Raw genomic sequence first — 23,927 nt, 5'->3', positions numbered from 1 at the left:
ATGGTGAGGGTCTGCATCATCAATCGATCCCCGCGATCTTGTGAGTCTGCAGCGATAGGTGCCACTGGGGGTGGGCGAGGCAGTAGTCGACGCAGGCGTCGAGGGTGGTGCCGGTCCCGCCGCGTGGGGTCAGGTCCATGGGCTGCAGGCAGAAGTGGGCGAAGTCCAGGGCCTGGAAGCGTTCCGGCGGTGCCTCCGCCTGGGGGTAGACGAGTTTCAGCTCGTCACCGCCATCGACCGCCAGTTCGGCACGGCCCTTGGGGCTGACGCAGAGCCAGTCGATGCCCGGCGGCGGTAGCAGGGTCCCGTTGGTCTCCACCGCCACCTCGAAGCCGAGGCGTTGCATGGCCTGGATCAGCGGGGGGTCGAGCTGCAGCAGGGGTTCGCCGCCGGTGAAGACCACATAGGGGGTGGCCACGCCCCGGGAGTCGGGCCAGAGGGCGCAGAGGTGGGCGGCCAGGGCCTCGGCGTCGGCGAAGCGGCCGCCGTTCTGGCCATCGCTGCCGATGAAGTCGGTGTCGCAGAAGCGGCAGATGCTGGTGTCGCGATCCGCCTCGCGCCCCGACCAGAGGTTGCAGCCGCTGAAGCGGCAGAAGACGCTGGCGCGGCCGGCCCGGGCGCCTTCCCCCTGCAGCGAGTAGAAGGCCTCCTTGACGTGGTACATCAGCGGCCTCCCGCCAGGTCGGGGCGCGGGCTATCGGCCGCATAGGCCAGGGGATCGACCACGCCATTGGCGGCGAAGGCGGCCAGGCGCTCGCGACAGCTGCCGCAGCGCCCACAGGCCAGGGCCTCGCCCCGATAGCAGGTCCAGGTGTCGGCATAATCCAGGCCCAGCGCCAGGCCCGCGGCGAGGATCTCGGCCTTGCTGTTGTGCAGGAAGGGCACTGTCAGGCGCAGCGGCGCGAAGTCGCACACCTCGGCGGCGGCCTGCATGCGACGCACGAACTCGGGCCGGCAGTCCGGGTAGAGGTCGTGATCGCCGCCATGGGCGCCGTAGCGCACTTCCTCGGCGCCGATATTGATCGCCTTGGCCAGGGCCAGGGAGAGCAGGATCATATTGCGGTTGGGCACCACGGTGGCGGCCAGGTTATCAGCGGCGTAGTCGCCCTCGGGCAGGGCTTGGGCGGTATCGGTGAGCGCCGAGGCATCCACCAGGCCGTGGATGGCACGCAGGTCGACCACCTGATGGGGCACGCCCAGGGCCTGGCAGACGCGCCGCGCGGTATCGAGTTCGCGATGATGGCGCTGGCCATAGTCGACGGAGAGGGCGTGAACCTCGAGGCCCTCGGCCAGGGCCTGGTGCAGCACGGTAAAGGAGTCCATGCCGCCGGAATAGATGATCACGGCGCGTCGGCCGCGGGAGGGAGTCGTCATAGGGGTTCCTGTCGGAGAATTTGTCCTGCCCCGCCCATGGCGGGGGTGTCCGGGATCCGGTCCGGAGGGCGCTAGTGTAGGGAAGCCTTGACCGTTTGGCCAGTGGGCTGGTCAAGGCGTCCGGGGGTGGTTACTCTCGAAGCACCTCTCCCGGTGACGCAAGGACCAGCCATGGCCAGCATCGAACACAGCGCCGTCCTGTCGGCCCCCCCGGAGCGGGTCTTCGCCCTGCTGGAGCGGGTCGAGGACTTCGCCGACTATTCCGATCTGATCGATTCCATCGAGGCCCTGGGGGAGGGGCGCTACCGCTGGCACGTGCGTGCCGTGGGGATGGAGTGGGCCTTCCTGGTGATGATCACCGAGCGCGAGGCGCCCAGCCGACTGGCCTGGGAATCCATCGAGGGGGTGCGCAACCAGGGGCGCTATCGGCTCAGGCCGGTGCCCGAGGGTACCGAGGTGACCCTGAGCCTCGATTACGAGATCAAGAATCGCCTGGTGGCCAAGGCGGTACACCGCGCCGCCCAGCCACTGGTAGCCAGGGTCAGCCGCCAGATCCTCGAGCGGGTCGAGGCGCGGCTCTAGCGCTGGCTCCTCCGGGCCAACTGCCGGGCGTCTCGCTCAGGGCTTGCGCAGCGAGGCGTCCAGGTGATCGACCACCTCGGCCCAGTCGGCATCGTCCTCCAGGGCGTTGCGCAGCAGCTCCGCCTGGGACGGGCTCCAGAAGCTGGCCTCATGCAGTGCCACGCTTTCCGGCAGGGGCGCATGGCGCTGGATAAAGGCCTCGATGGCCTCGGCATCCGAGGCTAGGCCGAGCTGCTCGAAGAGTTCGCTGAAGTGATGTACCGGCTGTTCCATGATGGTCTCCTATGGCGGGGTTTCCCCCAACCATAGTCACTGGCAAGGCCTTTTGCCGCCTCCTAGCGTTCCCCGACCAGGGGGCTGCGAAAGCGCTCCCGGCGCTGGGCCTCGTCGAGGGGCTGGGCCAGCAGGTGAACCAGCTTGGTCAGCGCCGCCTCCGGGGTCATGTCATCACCGGAGAGCACCCCCGCATCGACCAGGCCCTGGCCCGCCGCATAGCTGCCGATCTCGATGGCGCCGAAGGGGCACTGGCTGATGGCCACCAGCAGTTGACCGCGACCGCTGGCCTCGGCCAACACCTCGAGCAGTGCCGGATCCGAGGGCACATTGCCGCCGCCCCATACCTCCAGCAGGGCGCCCTTGACGCCGGGGGCCTCGAGCCAGGCCGCGACCTGGCGTGCCTGGATCCCCGGCCACAGGGTGAGGCGAACCACCGGGGCGTCCCCCAGGGCCCGATAGTCGGCGAGCTCGAAACGCGGCGCGCCGCGCTGCTGCTCGTCCAGGCCGCGCCCCGGGTAGAACACCGGCTCGCCTTCCACCAGCTCCCCCAGCAGCGGATAGTTAGGGCTGATAAAGGCCTCGGCGTCCCGGGTGTGCCACTTGCGGCTACGCACGCCGCGCAGCAGTTTGCCGGCGAAGGCGATGGCCACCTCCTGGAGCTCCGCTCGGGCGGCGAAGCGCAAGGCGGCTTCGACATTGCCCAGGGCATCGCTGCCGGGGGCCTCCAGGGGCTGCATGGCACCGCTGACCACTACCGGCCGGGCGATTCCCTGGAGCTGATAGGCCAGGCTGCTGGCGGTCCAGGCCAGGGTGTCGGTGCCGTGCAGTACCACCAGGCCGCCGGCCTGATCATGGCATTCGGCCAGGCGCCGCCCCAGGGCCTGCCAGTCGGCGGGCGTGGCGGCACTGGAGTCGATGGGCTCCGGGGTGGCCTCGAAGACGAAGTCGGGCAGGCTGGCGCGCCGCGCTGGGGGCAGGGTCTCCAGGGCGCGGCGCAGGCGTGCCTCGAAGTCACGCCCCGGGGCCAGGCCCTGGGGGCCCGATTCCATGCCCAGGGTGCCGCCGGTATAGATGACGCGAAGCGGGGATGGCATAGGGACTCCTGTGGAATAAGCGAAGGCGCATAATACCGCAATCGCTCAGCGGCTTCTCGCGGCGTCCACCGGCGGTGCCTCGCCGTCGCCCCAGGCGTCGCTCAGGAAGTCGATGCCGGCGGCGATGGCCGGGCCGCGGGTCAAAAAGCCCAGGAAGTGGCCGCGCAGGGACTGGTAGTGGAGACGACTGGGAATGCCGCGGGCACGCAGGGCGGCATGGAAGTCCGCGGCGTGATCGCGGGGCACCAGGGTGTCGAGGCTGCCATGGAAGAGGAAGAAGGGCGGGGCGCTGTCGCCGAGCTGATGGTAGGGCGAGGCGAGGCGGTAGCGCTGGGGCACTTCGGCGCGGGTGCCGCCGAGGAATTCCACCACCAGGCGACCATCGGCGAACTTGAAGAGATCGGTGGGGGTGCCGCCGGTCAGGACGCCGGCCAGGCGGGCATGTTCGCCGCCATAAGGCCGGTCCAGGGGATGGCCCTCGCCGATCACGCCCAGCAGGCTCACCAAATGGCCGCCGGAGGAGTAGCCGACGCCGATGATCCGCCGGGTATCGATACGCCAGCTCGCGGCCTGGCGGTGTATCCAGGCCATGGCCTGCTGGAGGTCATGGAGCTGGGCCGGGAAGGGGTGCTCGGGAGCGAAGCGGTAATCGATATTGATGGCCACGAGGCCCGCGGCGGCTAGTTGGCGGGCGGTGGCCTCCATGTCGCTGCGATCGCGGCGCTGCCAGCCGCCGCCGTGCACCACCAGGGCCGCCGGGCGCGCTCCCGTGTCCTGCCCAGGCGGGGGGAAATAGACGTCGGCATAGAGGGCCTGGGCCCAGTCGTCGGGGCTATAGCGGAGGTCTTCCAGGCGCTGTATCTCGGTGGCGGGCAGGACGCTGCAGGCGCTCAGCGCGAGGCTCGCCAGCGCGGCTAGCAGGGGGCGTGACATGCGAAGGCTCCAGTTGGTTTTCTATACAATCTATGTACATAAAACCTTTCCTGCAACGAAAGGCGCCGAGCCCAAGGGGCTCGGCGCGGCGCTGACTCGCGGGTGTGGCTTCAGGCGTCGGCGGTGGCCTCGCTGGGGGTGGCCAGGCGGCGCACCATGGCCTCCACCATCTGGGCGGAGTGAGTCGCGGCCTGATCGATAAAGGCCGTGAAGCTGAGATTGGACTCCTTGCCGGCGATGTCCGAGAGGGCGCGGATCACCACGAAGGGGCAGCCATAGAGGTGGCAGGTCTGGGCGATGGCGGCGGCCTCCATCTCGGCGGCCAGCATGGTGGGGAAGCGCTCCCGGGTCTGGCTGACCGCCTCGGGGCAGGCCATGAAGCTGTCGCCGGTGGCGATCAGCCCCTCGACCACGCGCAGCTCGCCCAGTTCTTCGATGCACTCGCGGGCCACCTGGACCAGTCGCGGGTCGGGCAGGTAGGCCGCGGGCATGCGCGGCACCTGGCCGGGCTCGTAACCGAATACCTCGACGTTGACGTCATGGTGGCGCACCTCGGAGGAGATCACCACGTCGCCGACGTCCAGGTCGGCGCCGAAGCCGCCGGCGGAACCGGTATTGATGATCGCCTCCGGCTGGTAGCTGTCCAGCAGCAGGGTGGTGCCCACGGCGGCATTCACCTTGCCGATGCCGGATTGCAGGATCACCACCTCGACGCCATGCAGGCGGCCGGAATAGAAGGTGCAGCCGACCTGTTGGCGGCTTTCCATGCCTTCCAGTCGGGACGTGAGGAGGGCGACTTCTTCCGGCATGGCGCCGATGATGCCAATACGTTTCATCTGGGCTCTGTTCTCGCTGAATCGTTGGGAGCGGATTCTACCTCAAGCGTCCTGGCGTTGCATGGCGTCGTGGAGCTCGGCGGCAAACAGGGTGTTCTCCAGCAGGGAGGCCACCGTCATGGGGCCGACGCCGCCGGGCACCGGGGTGATATGGCTGGCGCGCTCGGCGGCGGGGGCAAACTCCACGTCGCCGACCAGGCTGCCATCTTCCCGACGGTTGATGCCCACGTCGATAACGATGGCTCCCGGCTTGACCCACTCGCCCTTGACCAGGCCCGGCTTGCCGACGGCCACCACTAGCAGGTCGGCGCGACGCACATGGGATTCCAGGTCCTCGGTGAAGCGGTGACAGATGGTAGTGGTGCAACCGGCCAGCATCAGCTCCAGGGCCATGGGGCGGCCGACGATATTGGAGGCGCCGACGATGGTGGCATCCAGGCCGCGCACCTTGAGGCCGCTCTCCTGGAGCAGGGTCATCACGCCCTTGGGGGTGCAGGGGCGCAGCACCGGTAGGCGCTGGGCCAGGCGGCCCAGGTTGTAGGGGTGAAAGCCGTCGACGTCCTTGTGGGGAAGGATGCGCTCGAGAATGGGGCGCGGGTCCAAGTGGTCGGGGAGGGGCAGCTGCACCAGGATGCCGTCTACGCTGTCGTCGGCGTTGAGGCGGTCGACCAGGGCCTCCAGGTCGGCCTGGGTGGTGTCCGCCGGCAGTTCATGGCGCAGCGAGAGCAGGCCCGCCTCTTCGCAGGCGCGATGCTTGTTGCGCACATAGACGGCCGAGGCCGGGTCTTCGCCCACCAGGACCACGGCCAGGCCGGGAATGCGCTCGCCGGCCTGGCGCCGAGCCTCTACCTGACGGGCGACTTGCTGGCGGACGTGAGCGGCAATGGCCTTGCCATCGATCAGTTGTGCGGTCATCGACGATTCCCCTGGAAGCAATGGACACCGCCGGCGGCGGCGACGAAATCTGGGCGGTGATTTTCGCATGAGCCGGCCGCGAGTCAAAGCGCCTTGATCGAGTCGATTGCGACAGATGCTTGACCAGCAAGGAAAGATCCGTAGAATACGCCACGCACTGACGAGCTCACGGGGTCGTCAAGGCCGTGCGACAAGCCGGCGGGGTGTAGCGCAGTCTGGTAGCGCGCCTGCTTTGGGAGCAGGATGTCGGGGGTTCGAATCCCTCCACCCCGACCAATGGCAACTCATTGATTTTTATTAAGATGTGGGTTGCAGGCAGGAGTGTGAGGCCGTACAATGCGCCCATAGCTCAACCGGATAGAGCAACGGCCTTCTAAGCCGTGGGTTGCAGGTTCGAGTCCTGCTGGGCGCGCCACCCTGCGAAGCGAGTATGCAGAGTGGGTCCGGTGGGTCGCGATAGACGAATATGGTGGATGTAGCTCAGTGGTAGAGCCCCGGATTGTGGCTCCGGTGGTCGTGGGTTCGATCCCCATCATCCACCCCATTGCCTCAGTATTCCCCGAAAGCGCCGGCGTCTGCCGGCGTTTTTGCGTTTTTGCTACCGCCGCCTGGCGGTTCTGCCATTTTCCCCTTGTGATCCTCGCGTATCGTCCCCATCTTACGGGCATGGCGCTTGCCAGCGCGCACCGGGCTTCTTAAAATCAGCCCTTTGATCTTTCAATGCATTCGTAACGAACGCCCCCAGTCGGTAGAGGATAATTCATGCAAGTTTCCGTCGAGACGACCTCCAGCATCGAGCGCCGCGTCAAGGTTCAGGTTCCCGCGGCCGAGGTCGACCAGGCCGTGGCGGCGCGCCTTCAGGACACCGCCAAGAACGTGCGCCTCAACGGCTTCCGCCAGGGCAAGGTGCCGATGGCCGTGGTGCGCCAGCGCTTCGGCGGTCAGGTGCGCAACGAGGTGGTGGGCGAGCTGATGCGTGAGCGCTACGTCCAGGCGATCACCCAGGAGAGCCTGAACCCGGCCGGCTACCCGGCCATCGAGCCCACCGTCAACGAATCCGGCAAGGATCTGGAGTTCGTGGCCACCCTCGAGATCTACCCCGAGGTCGAGCTCAAGGGCATCGAGGGCGCCGAGGTGGAGCGTCCCCAGGTCGAGATCACCGATGCCGACGTCGAGCAGATGATCGATACCCTGCGCAAGCAGAACGCCTCCTGGGCCGAAGTCGAGCGTGCCGCCGCCGACGGCGATCAGGTCACCATCGACTTCCAGGGCTTCCTGGGCGACGAGCCTTTCGAGGGCGGCAGCGCCGAGGGTCACCAGCTGGTGCTGGGCTCCAACAGCTTTATTCCCGGTTTCGAAGCGCAGCTCGAAGGCGCCAAGGCCGGTGAAGAGAAAGAGATCAAGGTCACCTTCCCCGAAGACTACCAGGCCGAGCACCTGGCCGGTCAGGAAGCCACCTTCAAGGTCAAGGTGCACACCGTCAGCGGCCAGGAACTGCCCGAGGTGAATGAGGAATTCATCAAGCAGTTCGGGGTCGAAGAGGGTGGCGTCGAGGCCTTCCAGGCCGAGGTGCGCAAGAACATGACTCGCGAGGCCGCCCAGGCGGTCGAGAATCGCGTCAAGCAGCAGGTGCTGGAAGCCCTCAAGCAGGCCAACGAGATCGAGGTGCCCCAGGCGCTGATCCAGCAGGAGACCGACGGCCTCAAGCGCCAGGCGGCCCAGCAGTTCGGCCTGGGCGAGGACTTCGACGTCTCCCAACTGCCCAACGAGCTGTTCGCCGATCAGGCCAAGAGCCGTGTGCAGGTGGGCCTGCTGCTGGCCGAAGTGGTCAAGGTCAATGAACTCGACGCCAGCGACGACGAGATCAAGGCCAAGGTCGAGGAACTGGCCGAGCAGTATCAAGATCCGCAGCAGGTGGTCGATTACTACCTGAGCAACGAGCAGCTCAAGAGTCAGGTCAAGTCCGGCCTGCTGGAAGAGAAGGCCGTAGAGCTGCTGCTCGGCCAGGCCAAGGTCGAGGACGTGACGATGTCCTACGAGCAGGCCCTGGCCGCCGCCAACCAGCAGCCCGGCGACGATGCCGAGGCCGATGCCGAAGAGGATGCCGACGCCAAGGCGTAAGGCAGGGGACGCCGACCTCGCGGTCGGCGCTTCCGAGGGACGGGACCCGGCAAGCGCCGGGGGCACTTACCGGAAGAAGGACGCCACAGCGATGGGCAACGACTTCGAGATCAAGAATGCCGGCGGCCTGGTGCCGATGGTGGTTGAGCAGAGTGCACGGGGCGAGCGCGCCTACGATATCTACTCGCGACTGCTCAAGGAGCGCGTGATCTTCCTGGTGGGCCCGGTGGAAGACTACATGGCCAACCTGGTGGTGGCACAGCTGCTGTTCCTGGAGTCGGAGAATCCCGATAAGGACATCCACCTCTATATCAACTCGCCGGGTGGCTCGGTGACCGCCGGGATGTCGATCTACGACACCATGCAGTTCGTCAAGCCCGACGTCTCCACCGTCTGTATCGGCCAGGCCGCCAGCATGGGCGCCCTGCTGCTGGCCGGTGGGGCCGCCGGCAAGCGCTACTGCCTGCCCAACTCGCGGATGATGATCCATCAGCCGCTGGGTGGCTACCAGGGGCAGGCGTCGGATATCGAGATCCACACCAAGGAGATCCTCAGTATCCGTCACAAGCTCAATCAGATCCTCGCTCACCATACCGGTCAGGATATCGACACCATCGCCAGGGATACCGATCGTGACAACTTCATGAACGGCGCCCAGGCGGCGGAGTATGGCCTGATCGATGCCGTGCTGGATAAGCGTCCGGACTCCTGATAGCTTGATCTGAAGCGCATCCACGACATGCAATTTCCGGCGGCCCGCGGGTCGCCGTTCATCAAGAGGTACGCGAATGGCCGACGGCAAAGGCAAGGACGAGGGCAGCAAGCTGCTTTATTGCTCGTTCTGCGGCAAGAATCAGAACGAAGTGCGTAAGCTGATCGCGGGCCCATCCGTCTACATCTGCGACGAGTGTGTCGATCTGTGCAACGACATCATTCGTGAAGAGGTTCTCGAGGCCGATGCGGAGAGCGAGGAGGATCGCCTGCCGGCGCCCCGCGAGATCCGTCATACCCTCGATGATTACGTGATCGGCCAGGATCGCGCCAAGATGGTGCTGTCGGTGGCGGTCTATAACCACTACAAGCGCCTGCGGGCCGGGGTCAAGGGCGACGACGTCGAGCTCGGCAAGTCCAATATCCTGCTGATCGGTCCCACCGGTAGCGGCAAGACCCTGCTCGCCGAGACCCTGGCGCGGCTGCTCAACGTGCCCTTCACCATCGCCGATGCCACCACCCTCACCGAGGCGGGCTATGTCGGCGAGGACGTGGAGAACATCATCCAGAAGCTGCTGCAGAAGTGCGACTACGATGTGGAGAAGGCCCAGCGCGGCATCGTCTACATCGACGAGATCGACAAGATCTCGCGCAAGTCGGACAACCCCTCCATCACCCGCGACGTTTCCGGTGAAGGGGTGCAGCAGGCCCTGCTCAAGCTGATCGAGGGCACCACCGCCTCGGTGCCGCCCCAGGGCGGCCGCAAGCATCCCCAGCAGGAGTTCCTGCAGGTGGATACCGGCAATATCCTGTTTATCGTCGGCGGCGCCTTCGCCGGCCTCGACAAGGTGATTCGCGACCGGGCCGAGAAGGGCGGTATCGGCTTCAATGCCGAGGTCAAGAGTAAGGACGAGAGCAAGGGCGTCGGCGATGTGCTGATGGACGTGGAGCCGGAGGACCTGGTCAAGTTCGGCCTGATTCCCGAGTTCGTCGGTCGCCTGCCGGTGATCGCCACCCTGACCGAGCTCACCGAGGATGCCCTGATCCAGATCCTCACCGAGCCCAAGAACTCCCTGATCAAACAGTATGCCAAGCTGTTCGAGATGGAGGGGGTCGAGCTGGAGTTCCGCGAGGACGCCCTGCGGGCGGTGGCCGCCAAGGCCATGGCACGCAAGACCGGGGCCCGCGGGCTGCGTTCGATTCTCGAGGCGGTGCTGCTCGACACCATGTACGAGATCCCCTCCCTGGAGGGCGTCACTCAGGTGGTGATCGACGCCTCGGTCATCGCCGGCGAGAGCGAGCCGCTGTTGATCTACTCTCAGCAGGATGAGGGCAAGGTGGCCGGCAAGGACGGCTAGGCGCCTCCCCGCCTCATGGGGCCGCCCCGGCGGCCCTTTTTTGTGTGCCACGCTTGCAAAGCGCCCGGCTCGCCCCCATCACCTGACCAATCCCTTCGAGTTTTGAGGAACGTCTGCGATGCAGCAGAATGCCGAACAGACCCAGAGTCTGCCCTTGTTGCCCCTGCGCGATGTGGTCGTCTACCCGCAGATGGTCATTCCGCTGTTCGTGGGCCGCGAGAAATCGATCCTGGCCCTGGAGGCCGCCATGGCCGCCGACAAGCGCGTGCTGCTGGTGGCGCAGCGCGAGGCGGGTCAGGACGACCCCGATCGTAATGACCTCTTCGCCGTGGGGACCGTGGCGGAGATCATGCAGTTGCTCAAGCTCCCCGACGGCACCGTCAAGGTGCTGATCGAGGGCGAGTCCCGTGCCGACGTGACGCGTCTCGACGAGGTCGATGGCTACACCCGCGGCGAGGTGCGCCTGCGCGAGAGTGAGCCGCTGTCCGAGCGGGAGCAGGATTCCCTGGTGCGGGTGCTGCTCAATCAGTTCGAGCAGTACGTCAAGCTCTCCAAGAAGGTGCCCAACGAGGTGCTCAACTCCCTGGCCGGCATCGAGGATCCGAGCCGGCTGGTGGATACCATCTGCGCCCATCTGTCGCTGAAGATCGGCGACAAACAGGAGCTGCTGGAGATGGATCGGGTGCGCGATCGTATCGAGCACCTGATGGCCCTGATCGAGGCGGAGATCGACCTGCTGCAGGTCGAGAAGCGCATTCGTTCCCGGGTCAAGGACCAGATGGAGAAGTCGCAGCGGGAGTACTACCTCAACGAGCAGATGAAGGCCATCCAGAAGGAGATGGGCGAGCTCGAGAACGTGCCCAGCGAGGCGGAGAAGTACGAGACGGCGATCCAGGAATCCGGCATGCCCAAGGAGGCCGCCGAGAAGGCGACCCAGGAACTCGGCAAGCTGAAGATGATGGCGCCCAACTCCGCCGAGGCCACGGTGGTGCGCTCCTACCTGGACTGGCTGATCTCGGTGCCCTGGAAGAAGCGCACCCGGGTCAAGCATGACCTGGTGCGGGCCGCCGAGGTGCTGGACGAGGACCACTACGGCCTGGAGGAGGTCAAGGAGCGGATCCTCGAGTACCTGGCGGTGCAGAAGCGCGTCAAGAAGCTCAAGGGGCCGGTGCTCTGCCTGGTGGGGCCGCCCGGGGTGGGCAAGACCTCCCTGGGGCAGTCCATCGCCCGGGCCACCAACCGCAAGTATGTGCGCCTGGCCCTGGGCGGGGTGCGCGACGAGTCGGAGATTCGTGGTCACCGCCGCACCTATATCGGCTCCTTGCCCGGCAAGCTGATCCAGCGCATGAGCAAGGCGGAGGTCAAGAACCCGCTGTTCCTCCTCGACGAGGTGGACAAGATCGGCATGGATCACCGCGGCGATCCCGCCTCGGCGCTGCTCGAGGTGCTCGACCCGGAGCAGAACGACAAGTTCAGCGATCACTACCTGGAGCTGGATTATGACCTCTCCGAGGTGATGTTCATCTGCACCGCCAACTCCATGAACATCCCCGGGCCCTTGCTGGACCGCATGGAGATCATTCGTCTGCCCGGCTACACCGAGGACGAGAAGCTGGCCATCGCCAAGCGCTACCTGGTGCCCAAGCAGCTCAAGGCCAATGGCTTCAAGGAGGACGAGCTGAGCCTCGCCGACGATGCCATCCTCGAGCTGATTCGCTACTACAGCCGCGAGGCCGGGGTGCGCGAGCTGGAGCGGCAGATCGCCAAGGTGTGCCGTAAGGTGCTGCGCGAGCGCCTCGAGGCGGAGGCCAAGGAGGGCGCCCAGGCGGCCCGCGAGCTCAAGGCCGCCGATATCGAGCACTATGCCGGGGTGCGGCGCTACAGCTATGGGCTGGCCGACCAGGAGAACCAGGTGGGGCGGGTTACCGGCCTGGCCTGGACCTCGGTGGGTGGCGAGCTGCTGAATATCGAGTCGGTGGTCACCCCGGGCAAGGGGCGCCTCAACAAGACCGGCTCGTTGGGCGATGTGATGAAGGAGTCGGTCAGCGCCGCCCTGACGGTGGTGCGCTCCCGCGCCCAGGCCCTGGGTATCGACCCGGAGCGTTTCGAGAAGGAAGACCTGCATATTCATGTGCCGGAAGGGGCGACCCCCAAGGACGGCCCCAGCGCCGGTATCGCCATGGTCACCGCCATGGTCTCCGCCTTCAGCGAACGCCCGGTGCGCTGCGACCTGGCGATGACCGGCGAGGTCAACCTGCGCGGCGAGGTGCTGCCCATCGGCGGCCTCAAGGAGAAATTGCTGGCCGCCCGGCGCGGTGGTATAAAGATTGTGCTAATACCAGAGGAGAACCGGCGCGACCTCAAGGAGGTCCCGGACAATATCAAGGAAGCCCTGGACATCAGGCCCGTGCGTTGGATCGATGAGGTTCTCGATACGGCACTGGTGGAAAAGGCAGATGTCGATGGCGAGAAAAAACGCCCCGATGACCCGACATCTTCCCGTTCGGTGGTTAGTACTCATTAAGGTGGTTTTTTGCATCATGGTGGGCAGAAAAGCCCGCCATATGCGCGCTAGCGCTAGAGGTTGCTTGACAGGTCTTTCGCCGCATTGCTATAAAAAGCGCCTTGCTGTGATCGCGTAAGCCGCCTCGAGCCAGCGCTGCCACATGTCAATTTTTGCAATATTCAAGGGGTGAAGTGTGAACAAGTCCGAGCTGATCGAAGCCATTGCCGCGTCTGCCGATATTCCCAAGGCTGCGGCCACCCGCGCACTGGATGCCATGGTTGAGGCCGTTACCGACAGCCTGAAGAAAGGGGATTCCGTCTCCCTGGTCGGTTTTGGTACCTTCGCCGTCAAGGAGCGTGCCGCGCGCACCGGTCGCAATCCGCAGACCGGTCAGCCCATCGAGATCAGCGCCGCCAAGGTGCCCAGCTTCAAGGCCGGCAAGGCGCTCAAGGATTCGGTCAACTAAGGGCAGACACGCCTGCGGTCGACTCCGTACTAGGCGCATCGTCTCGGCGATGCGCCTTTTTGTTGTCCGTTGATGCCGCCTGGTCCGCGGGGCCCGGGGCCGGCTATCATCGTCTGCGCACCTTCTTGCCATATTCTTTGCCGAGGGCATCATGCTGCAAAGTATTCGCGATCGCTCCAAGAGCTGGGGCGCCAAGATCATTATCGGCGCCATCGTCCTGACCATGGCGCTGTTCGGGGCCGACGCCCTGATCGGGCTCTTTACCGGTGGCGCCAATGACGTCGCCAAGGTCAATGGGGAGCCGATTACCCGCCAGGAGGTGGAGCTTCAGGTGCAGCGTGCCCTGCGTAGCGGCCAGGTACCGCCGGAGCAGGAGCGCGCCCTGCGTGGCCAGGTGCTCGATGAGCTGATTACCCTGCGCCTGCTGGATCAGTACGCCGGCGACGGCGGCCTGCACCTCTCCGAGGAGCAGCTCGATCGCATCCTCCTGACCCTGCCGCAGTTCCACGACCAGGAGGGGCGCTTCGATCGGGAGATCTTCCGCAATCGCCTGGCCAGTGCCGGCTATACGCCGCTCGGCTTCCGCGAGCAGCTGCGCAGCGACCTGCGTCGCGAGCAACTGCAGAATGGATTGATTCTCAGCGACTTTACCCTGGAGAGCGAGCGCGAGCGCCTGGCGTCCCTGCAGCGTCAGGTGCGCAGCTTCCGTTATCATCGGCTGACCGCCGACGACCTGGAGGCGCCGGTCACGGTGAGCGAGGCGGAGATCGCCGCCTACTACGAGGCCAATGCCGAACGTTACCAGCGCCCGGAGCAGGTGCGCCTGGCCTATGTGCTGCTCGATCGTCAGCGCCTGGCCGATGAGCGGGAGGTCAGCGAGGAGCAGCTGGAGGCGGCCTATGCCGAGCGGGCGCGCGATGCCGAGCGCCGGGTCTCGCATATCATGGTGACCTTCGGCGATGAGCGTGGCCGTGACGAGGCCGAAGCGCGCCTCGAGGAAGTGCGTGAACGCCTCGCCGAGGGCGACGATTTCGCCACCCTGGCCGCCCGCTACTCCGACGATACCAGCTCCGCGGAGCAGGGCGGTGACCTCGGCTTTATCAGCCGCGGGTTCTTCGGCGAGGCCTTCGAGGATGCCGCCTTCGCCCTGGCACCCGGGCAGGTCTCCGAGATCGTCGAGACCGACAATGGCCTGCATTTGGTCGCCGTTACCGAGCTCGATCTTCCGCCGCTGGAGGCGCTGCGCGACGAGCTGCGCGAGGAGGTAGCCCTGGCCGCGGTGAGCGATGATTTCAATCGCTTGAACCAGCGCCTGATCGATGAGAGCTTCGCCGCCGATGATCTGGTCAGCGTGGCGGATGACCTGGGGCTGGCACGGCAGGAGAGCGACTGGCTGACCCGCGAGCATGCGCAGGGCGTGCTCGGCGAGCCGGGGGTGATGCGCGAGGCCTTCAGCGACGAGGTGCTGACCGAGGGCTTCAACAGCGAGGTGATCGAGCTTGACGAAGATCGCCGCCTGGTGGTGCGGGTGGCCGAGCATCGTCCGGCCGCGACGCCGCCCCTGGAAGAAGTCCGCGACCGGGTGGTCGCCGAGCTGACCGCCGAGCGCCAGCAGGAGGCCCTGGTCGCGCTCGCCGAGACGCGCCTGGACGCCCTGCGGCATGGTGATACCCCCGATTGGGCGTGGACCCGCGTCGAGCAGGCGAGTCGCACTGGTGACGAAGCGGTCCCCGCGGCGGTGCTCGCCGAGGCCTTCCGCCTGCCGCGTCCCGACGAGGCGCCGCGCTATGGCATCGCCAGTAGCGAGCAGGGCGTCGCCGTGGTGGCCCTGGAAGCGGTAAGCGAGGGCGAGGCCGACGCCGAACTGGAAGCGCTGGTCGGGCGCATGGCGGAACGGCTGCGGGCGCAGTCGGCGCTGACCGGCCTGCTGGAACACCTGCGTGATGAGGCCGAGGTCGAACGCCTCTAGCAGCTAGACGACGCACGGCCGAGGCCGTGCGTTTTTTTCGGCGTATAATGTTATTAAGTAACAATAGCGGAGGCGTTATGCGGATCGTCACGCCGATTCCGGTCCATGTAGTCACCGGTTTCCTGGGTAGCGGCAAGAGTACCCTGATCCATGAGCTGCTTAGGCTCAAGCCCGCCGGCGAGCGCTGGGCGGTGGTGGTCAACGAGTTCGGTCAGGTGGGGATCGATCAGGCGATGTTCGAGGCCGGCGACGAGATCATCGTCAAGGGGGTGCCCGGGGGCTGTCTCTGCTGCCAGCTCTCCTTCGTGCTCCAGGCCTCCCTGGTCAACCTGCTGCATCGCCAGCGTCCCGATCGCCTGCTGATCGAGCCGTCCGGGCTCGGTCATCCCGCCGGCCTGCTGGACCTGCTGCGCGGCGAGGCCTTCGATGGGGTGCTGGAGGTGAAGGAGGTGATCGCGGTGCTCGATCCGCGTCGCCTGGACGAGCCTCGGGTCCAGGCCAATGCGACCTTCCATGATCAGCTGGCCCTGGCCGATGGCGTGGCCCTGACCCTGGTGGATCAGGCCAGCGAGACGCAGCGTCTCGAGGCCCGGCGTCATTTGGAGGGGCTCTGGCCGCCCAAGCGCTGGATCTGTGAGGCGCCTTTCGGGCGCCTGCCGGCCTCGCTGCTCTTCGACAGTCCCCGGCGGGATGCGGGGCACGACGAGCGGCCGGCGGCCCACCAGGCGTTGCGCCCGCCGGCCGAGTACCGGGAGGCGCCGCAGGAGGAGGCGCCGCCCGAGCCGGGACGACCGATCTTCCGGCGCGGTGAGTCCCTGGGGCATGTGAGCCTGGGGTGGCGCTGGCACCCGGCCGCGGTCTTCGACCTGGATCGCCTGAGTCACGGACTCGGCGAACTGGCCGGCGACTTGCGGATCAAGGCGGTGATTCATGCCGAGGCCGGCTGGTGGCTGTATAACCGTGCCGAGGGTCGGGTCAGCCTGACCGAGAGCGCCTGGCGTCGGGATTCGCGTCTCGAGCTGATCGGCGAGAGCGGTCGCTTGCCCGAGACGGAGGAGATCGAGGGCTTGCTGGAGGCGTGTCGGTTAACGGCAGTGCCGGGAGCTTAGCCACTCTGGCGTCGACTCTCTCATTCGGCCGCCTGGAGCTTATCGGCGAGAGCGGTCGCCTGCCCGAGACGGAGGAGATCGAGGGCTTGCTGGAGGCGTGTCGGCTTAAGCCCGGTGATGGGTAGGTAAACGGCCCGCTCCTGGGCGGGCCTTAATGCCGTCAGGCATCGAAGGGAAAGTCCCTAAGCTTGGGGGGCTGGCCCGCCTCCAGGCGAATCTCCCAGCCCTTGGTGGGTTGCCAGTCGCCCAGCACCAGGCGCCGGGCGGGCTGGCCGCCCAGCTCCATGGGATGCAGCGCGGGACGGTGGGTATGGCCATGGATCAGGGTGGTGACGTCGTGCTCGCGCATCACCCGCACCACCTCGTCCGGGGTCACGTCCATGATGTCCTCGGCCTTGTTGGAGTTGGCCTCGCCGGAGCGATCCCGTAGCTGTTGGGCCAGGGCCAGGCGCTCGGGGATCGGCATGGAGAGGATCTGTGCCTGCCATTGAGGATCCCGGGCCTGGGCGCGGAAGGTCATATAGGCCGCGTCCCGGGTGCACAGGCTGTCGCCATGCATCAGCAGTAGGCGCTGGCCGTCGATCTCCACCACGCTGGGGTCGGGCAGCAGGGTGGCGCCGCAGGCGGCGGCATAGTCGTCGCCGAGCAGGAAGTCGCGGTTGCCGTGCATCAGATAGATGGCGGTGCCGCTCTCGGCCAGGCTGGCGAGGGCGCGGGCCACCTCGGCGGCGAGGGCGGCGTGGCCGCTGGGGTCGGCATCACCGAGGGCCAGCAGGTCGTCGCCGATCCAGGCCTCGAAGAAGTCGCCGAGGATATACAGCGCCTCGGCGCCCCGGGCGCGCTCCAGGTAGGCGAGGAAGCCCGCGGTGATCTCGGGGGCTTGGGGGTGAAGGTGCAGATCGGAAATCAGCAGGGTGCTCATGGCTAATCTCGGGTCGAAAGGGCAAGAGGCTAGAGCAAAACGCCCGCACTGGGGCGGGCGTCAGGGGGCGAGGCGGGATCAGGCGTCCTGGAGGTAGGCGCGCTGGATTACCACGTCCTCGGCGGGGACGTCGGCGTGCATGCCGCGGCGGGTGGTGTCCACCGCCTTGATGCGCTCCACCACCTCCATGCCGGCCACCACGCGGCCGAAGACGCAGTAGCCCCAGCCCTGCAGGTTCTTGCCGCTGTGGTTCAGGAAGTCGTTGTCGGCGACATTGATAAAGAACTGGGCGGTGGCGGAGTGGGGGTCCTGGGTCCGCGCCATGGCGACGGTGCCGGTGTCATTGGTCAGGCCGTTGTCCGCCTCGTTTTCGATCGGCGCACGGGTCGGCTTCTGGTTGAAGTCGGTATCGAAGCCACCGCCCTGGATCATGAAGCCGCTGATGACCCGGTGGAAGAGGGTGCCGTCATAGTGGCCGTCGCGCACATACTGTTCGAAATTGGCCGCGGTTGCGGGCGCCTTGTCGTAATCGAGCTCGAGGGTGATGTCGCCGAAATTGGTCTGCAGAATGATCATCGATTCGGTCCTATTTCCATAAAGGGGTGCCTTGGCGTGGCGCCACCGCGTCACGCTATAATAGCGCTTTTGCCGCGATGCGCGAAGCGTCGGGGTGGCACATCGCCCCGTCCCTCGCGTAACGTCAGGCCCGCCGTCCAATCGAGAGGTTCTCGCACCCCTATGAGCACAGAGAGTAGCAGCGCGCCGAATTTCATTCGCAACCAGATCCGCGACGAAATCGAGGCCGGTCGCGCCGGCAAGATCGTGACGCGGTTTCCGCCGGAGCCTAACGGCTTCCTGCATATCGGGCACGCCAAGTCGATCTGTCTCAACTTCGGCCTCGCCGAGCAGTTCGGCGGCGACTGCCACCTGCGCTTCGACGATACCAATCCGGCCAAGGAAGAGCAGGCCTATATCGATGCCATCAAGGAGGACGTCCACTGGCTGGGCTTCGAGTGGGCCGGAGCGGTGCGCTTCGCCTCCGACTATTTCGATCGGCTCTATGCCTGGGCGCAGCACCTGATCCGCGAGGGCAAGGCCTATGTGGACGACCTCTCCGCCGACGAGATCCGCGAGTACCGCGGCACCCTGACCGAGCCGGGCCGGCCGAGCCCTTATCGCGAGCGGGCCCCGGAGGAGAGCCTCGACCTGCTGGAGCGCATGCGTATCGGCGAGTTCGCCGAGGGCGAGAAGGTGCTGCGCGCCAAGATCGACATGGCCTCGCCCAATATCAACCTGCGTGACCCCATCCTCTACAGGATTCGCCACGCCCATCACCACCAGACCGGCGACGCCTGGAAGATCTACCCTTCCTACGACTTCACCCATGGCCAGTCCGACGCCCTCGAGGGCATTACCCATTCTATCTGCACCCTGGAGTTCGAGGACCATCGCCCCCTCTACGAGTGGTTCCTGGACAACCTGCCGGTACCCGCCAGGCCGCGGCAGATCGAGTTCGCGCGGCTCAACCTCAACTACACCCTGACCTCCAAGCGCAAGCTCAAGCTGCTGGTGGACGAGGGCATCGTCGATGGCTGGGACGACCCGCGCCTGCCGACCATCTCCGGCATGCGTCGCCGCGGCTATACGCCGGCGTCGATCCGCAAGTTCTGCGAGATGATCGGGGTGACCCGCGCCGACGGTGGCCTGGTGGATATCGCCATGCTCTATCACGCCATCCGCGCGGATCTCGAGGACAATGCGCCGCGGGCCATGTGCGTGCTCAAGCCGCTGAAGGTGGTGCTGACCAACGTGCCCGAAGACCATGAGGAGGTCTACGAGGTGCCCGGCCACCCGGCTCGGGACGACCTGGGCGTGCGCCAGATCCCCTTGACCCGGGAGCTCTATATCGACCAGGACGACTTTATGGAGGAGCCGCCCAAGAAGTTCTTCCGCCTGGCCCCGGGCAAGGAGGTTCGGCTGCGCAACGCCTACGTGATCCGCTGCGATGAGGTGATCAAGGGCGCGGGCGGCGAGATCAGTGAGCTGCGCTGCTCGGTGGACTTCGACACCCTGGGCAAGAACCCCGAGGGGCGCAAGGTCAAGGGGGTGATCCACTGGGTCAGCGCCGCCCACGGCGTGCCCATGGAGGTACGTCTCTACGACAACCTCTTCCAGGTGGAGCAGCCCGACAAGGACAAGGATGCCGACTTCCTCGACCACCTCAACCCCGAGTCGCTGGTGGTCTGCCAGGCGATCGGCGAGCCGAGCCTGGCCAGGGTGACGCCGGAGAGCCGTTTCCAGTTCGAGCGGGTCGGCTACTTCTGTGCCGATCGCCACGCCGTGGCCGAGGGCCGGCTGGTATTCAACCGTACCGTGGGCCTCAAGGACAGCTGGGCCAAGATTCAGAAAAAGGGCTGAGGAATCGGATGCAGATCTACAACACCCTGACGCGCCGCAAGGAAGCCTTTACGCCCATCGAGCCGGGCCGAGTGCGCATGTACGTCTGCGGCATGACCGTCTATGACTACTGTCACCTGGGCCATGCCCGGGTGATGGTGGCTTTCGATGTGATTACCCGCTATCTGCGCCATCGCGGCTATGACGTCACCTATGTGCGCAATATCACCGATATCGACGACAAGATCCTGCGCCGCGCCGAGGAGAACGGCGAGAGCATCGGCGCCCTGACCGAGCGCATGATCGCGGCCATGCACGAAGACGAGGCGCGCCTCGGCGTCTTGCGTCCCGATGCCGAACCCCGGGCCACCGCGCATATCGACGATATCCTGGCGATGATCGAGACGCTGATCACCAAGGGCTATGCCTATGCCGCGGAGAATGGCGACGTCTACTACCGGGTTCGCCGGTTCGAGGGCTACGGCAAGCTCAATAACCGCGACCTCGACGAGATGCGCTCCGGTGCGCGCATCGAGGTGGACGAGCACAAGGAGGACCCGCTGGACTTCGTGCTATGGAAGGCCGCCAAGCCCGGCGAGGCGAGCTGGCCCTCGCCCTGGGGCGAGGGGCGACCCGGCTGGCATATCGAGTGCTCGGCCATGTCCACCTGCTGCCTGGGCGAGACCTTCGATATCCATGGCGGCGGGCCGGACCTGACCTTCCCCCACCACGAGAACGAGATCGCCCAGTCCGAGGCGGCCACCGGCAAGCCCTACGTCAATACCTGGATGCACGCCGGGGCGGTACGGGTCAATCAGGAGAAGATGTCCAAGTCACTGGGCAACTTCTTCACCATCCGCGAGGTGCTGGCGCACCATGACCCCGAGGTGGTGCGCTACCTGTTGGTGGCCAGCCACTACCGTAGTCCCATCAACTACGCCCCGGAGTCGCTCTCCGAAGCGCGCAAGTCCCTGGAGCGCTTCTACAACGCCCTGGATGGGGTAGAGGCCCAGGAGGGCGAGGTGGATGGTGGTTACCAGGCGCGCTTTGGCGCCGCCATGGATGACGACTTCAATAGCCCCGAGGCGGTCTCGGTGCTCTTCGAATTGGCCCGGGAGCTCAACCGGGCCAAGAAGGAGGCCCCCGCCGAGGCCCCGGCGCTGGCTTTCGCGCTCAAGCGCCTGGCGAGCGTGCTGGGCCTGCTGCAGCAGGAACCGGCGGCCTTCCTGAAGGGGGGCGCCGGGGAGCTGCCGCTCGCCGAGGCGGAGATCGAGGCGCGCATCACCGCCCGTGCCGAGGCCAAGCGGGCCAAGGATTTCGCCGCCGCCGATGCCATCCGCGACGAGCTCGCTGCGCTCGGGATCATCCTCAAGGATTCCCGGGAGGGCACCACCTGGGTCCTCGACAAGGGCAGCGAGAGCGACGACGGCTGAGGTTGCGGCCGCCGTGCACGCGCCCGCTCCTGCTTCGCAGGGGCGGGCGTTTTTGTCAGCGGGCGCCGGGCATGCATGGCGAATCCAGATTGAGCAGTATAATTCACGGTTTTTGATACTCCCCTCAATATTGTGCGCTATACTGCTCACTGTGGTGAGTATATGGCTATTATTGAGCGATATTATGCGCAGAGGCCTCTCTTGGAACTGACGGTACAGATTCACTTCGACCAGGCCTGGCATGACGCGGCCGTGTTGTCACTGCCGAGCCCCGAGCGGGGGGCCGGAGGTGTGTCCCGCCTCTGCTATACGATGGAGCATGCCGTCGACTGGATGTTTCACGATGATCGGCACGCCTGTAGCCTGTTGCTGCCCGTGGAGCTGATGCTGACCCATGAGTCGTCGCGTTGGTTCGGCTTCCTGGAAGATATCATGCCCGCCGGCGCCAGCCGCCGGTTCTGGGTGGATTACCTGGGCCTGCACGACTTGCCTGAGGGGCATCAGGATACGCAACTGCTGGCCAGGGGAACTATTGCCCCGATAGGCAACCTGCGCATTAAGGAAGCGGTGCCGAATAGTGCGGCCCGGGACGCCTTGGGCGAGCGGCGTTTCCCCATGCAGAGCGTGGTGGAGCGGGATACGGACTTTCTCGAGTATGCCCAGCAGATGGGAGCCGCCAGTGGGGGGGCCACGGGGGCCGGGGGGGAAGCGCCCAAGCTGCTGCTGCGGCTGTCCGCGGACGACCAGGTGTGGATCGATACCTGGCAGGATGATCATCACCAGCCGGATCGGCCCATGCTGGTGAAATTTCCTCGTGGCAGTCGCGGCGCTGACGACTGCGACATCCTGCGCGCCGAGTATCACTATTATCAGGAACTAGCATCGCTGGGTGTCGACACCATCGATGGCGAGGGAATGCGCCTGATCGAGGGAGGGCGGTATCCCTCCCTCTGGCTGCCGCGCTTCGATATGCAATACCGCGGCGGCGCCTGGATACGCCATGGGCTGGAGTCGGTCTATTCGCTGATGGGCGTCGCCACCGGAAGCTTCCTTCGCCATGGGGAGATTCTGCGCCGCCTGGTGACCCTGCTTGAGACACAGTATCGGGTGCGGGAACAGGGGGCGGAGTTCGATGCCCCGGCTCTCGCCATCGAGTGGGTGCGACGGGACCTGCTCAATGTCGCCTTCGGTAACTCCGACAATCATGGCCGCAATACGGCGCTGCTCAAGCGGCCTGACGGTCTCTGGCTATCGCCAGTCTATGACTTTGCTCCGATGAAGGCCGATCCTGAAGGCGTGACGCGGACGACGCAGTGGGGGCCGCCGTTGGAAGTGGGTGGTGAGTTCGATTGGTCGGGCATCGCCGCCTCCCTGGCGGATCTGGTGGAGCCCGAGCGGTTGATGGGGGAACTCCGGCGGCTCGCCGTCGACCTGGAGGGGCTGCACGAGCGCCTGGCCGCCCGTGGGGTGCCTGCGCGGATTCTCGACCTGCCGGCGGTGGGATTGTGTACCCTGGATGCCCGACTCAAGCGTTGGGGGCTGCTTTGAAACCTCGAGTTACCGATGATCGTGAAGCGGCGCTGGTGACGCTCCTCGGCCAGTTCTATGCCGGTGAGCTCACCGAGGGCAAGTTGCTGCGCGCCCTACGGCGCGATGTATTGGGGCTCTCCCAGGACCGCTACGCGGCCCTGGTCGGCATCAGTCGTCGCACCCTTTCCGACCTGGAAGGCGACAAGGGCAATGCCACCCTGGAGTTGATCAACCGCGCCTTCAAGCCGCTGGGCCTCGAGATGGGCCTGCTGCCACGCCAGCGTCGCCTGCTGGCTCAGGTGCTGGACCTGGCGAGTGACGCGAGGCCTTAGCCCGGGACCATTGCCGGGTGGGTCTCAAGCGGGGTAGGGCGGCAGGGGTAGTTTGCGGGGCCAGTCGTCGCCGACGATAAAGAGGCGCTGCCAATTTCCCCGACGATAGAGCACCAGGGGCTGGGGCATCACCGCCGGACGGGCAAAATGTGCGGCCAGGGGGCGCTGGATGGCGTCCAGCGGCACTAGCTGGACGGGGGCGGGCAGGGCCATCCAGTGGGGCTTGTGCAGCCGCGAGGCCAGGGTGTCCGCGGCCAGGGTATCGCGCAGCGCCGGCCAGTCCCGCCAGGGCAGCCAGAGGCCACGCAGGTGATCGGCGGTGGCCTCGCGAGGCGGCGGCAGGGCGTGGCACCAGGGATAGAAGAGCACCCCGGGCATGGCCAGACGCTGTTCGAGGTCTCCGTTCGCCTCACCGAGCAGGGCCCAGAGCGCCTCCCGGGCCTCCGGTCGCTCCGGCATCGGCAACTGATGGCGAACCAGATGCTCGCGCTTGCTGGCCAGGCTATCCACGCAGCCCGGTCCCACCCAGCGTGCCTGGTGCGTCTCGCCGCCGGGGCCCTCGGGCAGGCCCAGGTAGAACTTGATCGCGACTTCCAGATGGATCGGTCTGGGGTCGCCTCGGCGGCGATAGAGCAGGTCCAGCTCGCCGAGGGTGCGGCCCTGGCGATGGATCGCCAGGTTATGGGCCAGCAGCTCGGTGCCCGGGGCCCGAGTCAGCAGGAACTGCCAGAAGCGTTCGTGATAGAGGCCCAGGCGCAGGCCGCGGGGGTCGCCAAGGGTCGCCTCCAGGGCGTCGGGGGCGGCCTCCCAGCCATCCAGCCAGGCGATGAGCCGGCCGGGGTCGCCCAGGCCCAGCTCGTCGAGGCTGGGGCGCCCGGGACAGGTCGCGCCGGGCGCCTCACTGAGGGCAAGCAGGTCCGGGGCCAGGCAGAGCCAGGCCAGGTCGCGTACCAGGGGGTGGTGGTAGCGGCCGGCCAGGGCCATGGCGTCGCGTTGATCCAGGGTCTGACAGGGTTTCATCATTTCCTTATACTGGAACCACACTTGCCCTGCACGGAAATCG

The 23,927-nt window shown here is 66.3% G+C and carries 22 protein-coding genes and 3 tRNA genes; 15 read left to right on the top strand and 10 right to left on the bottom strand.

All coding sequences use genetic code 11. The annotated features are described in order from the left end of the window. Nucleotides 1–19: 19 nt before the first annotated feature. Together queE and queC are read right to left on the bottom strand one after the other, a co-directional pair. Entirely contained in the window at nucleotides 20–664 is a 645-nt protein-coding gene (queE, locus tag HPA02_RS01905) for a 7-carboxy-7-deazaguanine synthase (protein ID WP_146801342.1), read from the bottom strand. After that, nucleotides 664–1,374 carry a 7-cyano-7-deazaguanine synthase QueC gene (queC, locus tag HPA02_RS01900; protein WP_146801340.1) on the bottom strand — a complete coding sequence of 237 codons (711 nt, stop codon included), beginning with the start codon at nucleotides 1,372–1,374 and terminating at the stop codon, nucleotides 664–666. The genes queE and queC overlap by 1 nt, the downstream gene beginning before the upstream one ends. A 171-nt stretch (nucleotides 1,375–1,545) precedes the next feature. Between queC and HPA02_RS01895 the strand changes: the two genes are divergently transcribed. Further along, on the top strand, nucleotides 1,546–1,956 hold the full coding sequence (locus HPA02_RS01895) for an SRPBCC family protein (RefSeq protein WP_146801338.1): 411 nt from the start codon (nucleotides 1,546–1,548) through the stop codon (nucleotides 1,954–1,956). A gap of 36 nt (nucleotides 1,957–1,992) precedes the next feature. Here the strand turns inward: HPA02_RS01895 and HPA02_RS01890 are convergent, their stop codons facing one another. The 5 genes from HPA02_RS01890 to folD form a co-directional block, all read right to left on the bottom strand. Next, complete coding sequence (locus HPA02_RS01890) at nucleotides 1,993–2,229, bottom strand: DUF2789 domain-containing protein (RefSeq protein WP_146801336.1); 237 nt, start codon at nucleotides 2,227–2,229, stop codon at nucleotides 1,993–1,995. 62 nt (nucleotides 2,230–2,291) lie between these two features. After that, entirely contained in the window at nucleotides 2,292–3,326 is a 1,035-nt protein-coding gene (locus HPA02_RS01885) for an asparaginase (RefSeq protein ID WP_146801334.1), read from the bottom strand. A gap of 45 nt (nucleotides 3,327–3,371) precedes the next feature. Continuing rightward, on the bottom strand, nucleotides 3,372–4,259 hold the full coding sequence (locus HPA02_RS01880; RefSeq protein WP_146801333.1) for an alpha/beta hydrolase: 888 nt from the start codon (nucleotides 4,257–4,259) through the stop codon (nucleotides 3,372–3,374). A gap of 110 nt (nucleotides 4,260–4,369) precedes the next feature. Continuing rightward, a complete protein-coding gene (mtnN, locus tag HPA02_RS01875; protein WP_146801331.1) occupies nucleotides 4,370–5,095 on the bottom strand; it encodes a 5'-methylthioadenosine/S-adenosylhomocysteine nucleosidase in 726 nt (241 codons plus the stop codon). 42 nt (nucleotides 5,096–5,137) lie between these two features. Continuing rightward, nucleotides 5,138–6,010, bottom strand: coding sequence for a bifunctional methylenetetrahydrofolate dehydrogenase/methenyltetrahydrofolate cyclohydrolase FolD (folD, locus tag HPA02_RS01870; RefSeq protein ID WP_146801329.1), 873 nt, complete (start codon nucleotides 6,008–6,010; stop codon nucleotides 5,138–5,140). A gap of 199 nt (nucleotides 6,011–6,209) precedes the next feature. Here folD and HPA02_RS01865 point away from each other — a divergent pair. From HPA02_RS01865 to HPA02_RS01820, 10 genes are all read left to right on the top strand, one after another. Beyond that, a tRNA-Pro gene (locus HPA02_RS01865) sits at nucleotides 6,210–6,286 on the top strand. Between the two features lie 62 nt (nucleotides 6,287–6,348). Then, a tRNA-Arg gene (locus tag HPA02_RS01860) sits at nucleotides 6,349–6,425 on the top strand. Between the two features lie 54 nt (nucleotides 6,426–6,479). Continuing rightward, nucleotides 6,480–6,554, top strand: a tRNA-His gene (locus tag HPA02_RS01855). 218 nt (nucleotides 6,555–6,772) lie between these two features. Then, a complete protein-coding gene (gene tig / locus HPA02_RS01850; protein WP_146801327.1) occupies nucleotides 6,773–8,131 on the top strand; it encodes a trigger factor in 1,359 nt (452 codons plus the stop codon). 91 nt (nucleotides 8,132–8,222) lie between these two features. After that, entirely contained in the window at nucleotides 8,223–8,843 is a 621-nt protein-coding gene (clpP, locus tag HPA02_RS01845; protein ID WP_146801324.1) for an ATP-dependent Clp endopeptidase proteolytic subunit ClpP, read from the top strand. 76 nt (nucleotides 8,844–8,919) lie between these two features. Beyond that, nucleotides 8,920–10,200, top strand: coding sequence for an ATP-dependent Clp protease ATP-binding subunit ClpX (gene clpX, locus HPA02_RS01840; protein WP_146801322.1), 1,281 nt, complete (start codon nucleotides 8,920–8,922; stop codon nucleotides 10,198–10,200). A 118-nt stretch (nucleotides 10,201–10,318) separates the two neighbouring features. Beyond that, nucleotides 10,319–12,724, top strand: a complete 2,406-nt coding sequence (gene lon, locus HPA02_RS01835; RefSeq protein ID WP_146801320.1) for an endopeptidase La — start codon at nucleotides 10,319–10,321, stop codon at nucleotides 12,722–12,724. Between the two features lie 175 nt (nucleotides 12,725–12,899). Continuing rightward, on the top strand, nucleotides 12,900–13,172 hold the full coding sequence (hbs, locus tag HPA02_RS01830) for a non-specific DNA-binding protein Hbs (protein WP_146801318.1): 273 nt from the start codon (nucleotides 12,900–12,902) through the stop codon (nucleotides 13,170–13,172). A 151-nt stretch (nucleotides 13,173–13,323) separates the two neighbouring features. Beyond that, complete coding sequence (locus HPA02_RS01825) at nucleotides 13,324–15,141, top strand: SurA N-terminal domain-containing protein (RefSeq protein WP_146801316.1); 1,818 nt, start codon at nucleotides 13,324–13,326, stop codon at nucleotides 15,139–15,141. Between the two features lie 77 nt (nucleotides 15,142–15,218). Then, entirely contained in the window at nucleotides 15,219–16,250 is a 1,032-nt protein-coding gene (locus HPA02_RS01820; protein WP_146801314.1) for a CobW family GTP-binding protein, read from the top strand. 160 nt (nucleotides 16,251–16,410) lie between these two features. On the opposite strand, the gene HPA02_RS01815 is transcribed toward HPA02_RS01820, so the two are convergent. Both HPA02_RS01815 and HPA02_RS01810 read right to left on the bottom strand, forming a co-directional pair. Further along, nucleotides 16,411–17,172 carry a UDP-2,3-diacylglucosamine diphosphatase gene (locus HPA02_RS01815; protein ID WP_146801312.1) on the bottom strand — a complete coding sequence of 254 codons (762 nt, stop codon included), beginning with the start codon at nucleotides 17,170–17,172 and terminating at the stop codon, nucleotides 16,411–16,413. A 78-nt stretch (nucleotides 17,173–17,250) separates the two neighbouring features. Continuing rightward, nucleotides 17,251–17,748, bottom strand: a complete 498-nt coding sequence (locus tag HPA02_RS01810; RefSeq protein WP_146801310.1) for a peptidylprolyl isomerase — start codon at nucleotides 17,746–17,748, stop codon at nucleotides 17,251–17,253. Nucleotides 17,749–17,910: 162 nt separating this feature from the next. Here HPA02_RS01810 and HPA02_RS01805 point away from each other — a divergent pair, with 162 nt between their 5' ends. From HPA02_RS01805 to HPA02_RS01790, 4 genes are all read left to right on the top strand, one after another. Further along, a complete protein-coding gene (locus HPA02_RS01805) occupies nucleotides 17,911–19,590 on the top strand; it encodes a glutamine--tRNA ligase/YqeY domain fusion protein (protein WP_146801308.1) in 1,680 nt (559 codons plus the stop codon). A gap of 8 nt (nucleotides 19,591–19,598) precedes the next feature. Then, nucleotides 19,599–21,002 carry a cysteine--tRNA ligase gene (gene cysS / locus HPA02_RS01800; RefSeq protein WP_146801306.1) on the top strand — a complete coding sequence of 468 codons (1,404 nt, stop codon included), beginning with the start codon at nucleotides 19,599–19,601 and terminating at the stop codon, nucleotides 21,000–21,002. A gap of 201 nt (nucleotides 21,003–21,203) precedes the next feature. Next, the gene (locus tag HPA02_RS01795) at nucleotides 21,204–22,550 is read left to right on the top strand and encodes a type II toxin-antitoxin system HipA family toxin (protein ID WP_232340885.1); all 1,347 of its coding nucleotides are present in this window, start codon (nucleotides 21,204–21,206) and stop codon (nucleotides 22,548–22,550) included. Continuing rightward, nucleotides 22,547–22,864, top strand: coding sequence for a helix-turn-helix domain-containing protein (locus HPA02_RS01790; protein ID WP_146801301.1), 318 nt, complete (start codon nucleotides 22,547–22,549; stop codon nucleotides 22,862–22,864). Before HPA02_RS01795 ends, HPA02_RS01790 begins: the two co-directional genes overlap by 4 nt. A 24-nt stretch (nucleotides 22,865–22,888) precedes the next feature. Here HPA02_RS01790 and HPA02_RS01785 read toward each other — a convergent pair whose 3' ends face one another. Continuing rightward, nucleotides 22,889–23,884 carry a DUF1853 family protein gene (locus HPA02_RS01785; protein WP_244945837.1) on the bottom strand — a complete coding sequence of 332 codons (996 nt, stop codon included), beginning with the start codon at nucleotides 23,882–23,884 and terminating at the stop codon, nucleotides 22,889–22,891. Nucleotides 23,885–23,927 lie beyond the last annotated feature (43 nt).

It is taken from the genome of Bisbaumannia pacifica, assembly GCF_007989625.1.
GTDB classification, from domain to species: domain Bacteria; phylum Pseudomonadota; class Gammaproteobacteria; order Pseudomonadales; family Halomonadaceae; genus Bisbaumannia; species Bisbaumannia pacifica.
Note: the sequence above shows the minus strand (reverse complement) of the source record. Positions and strands in the feature narration are given on the sequence as shown.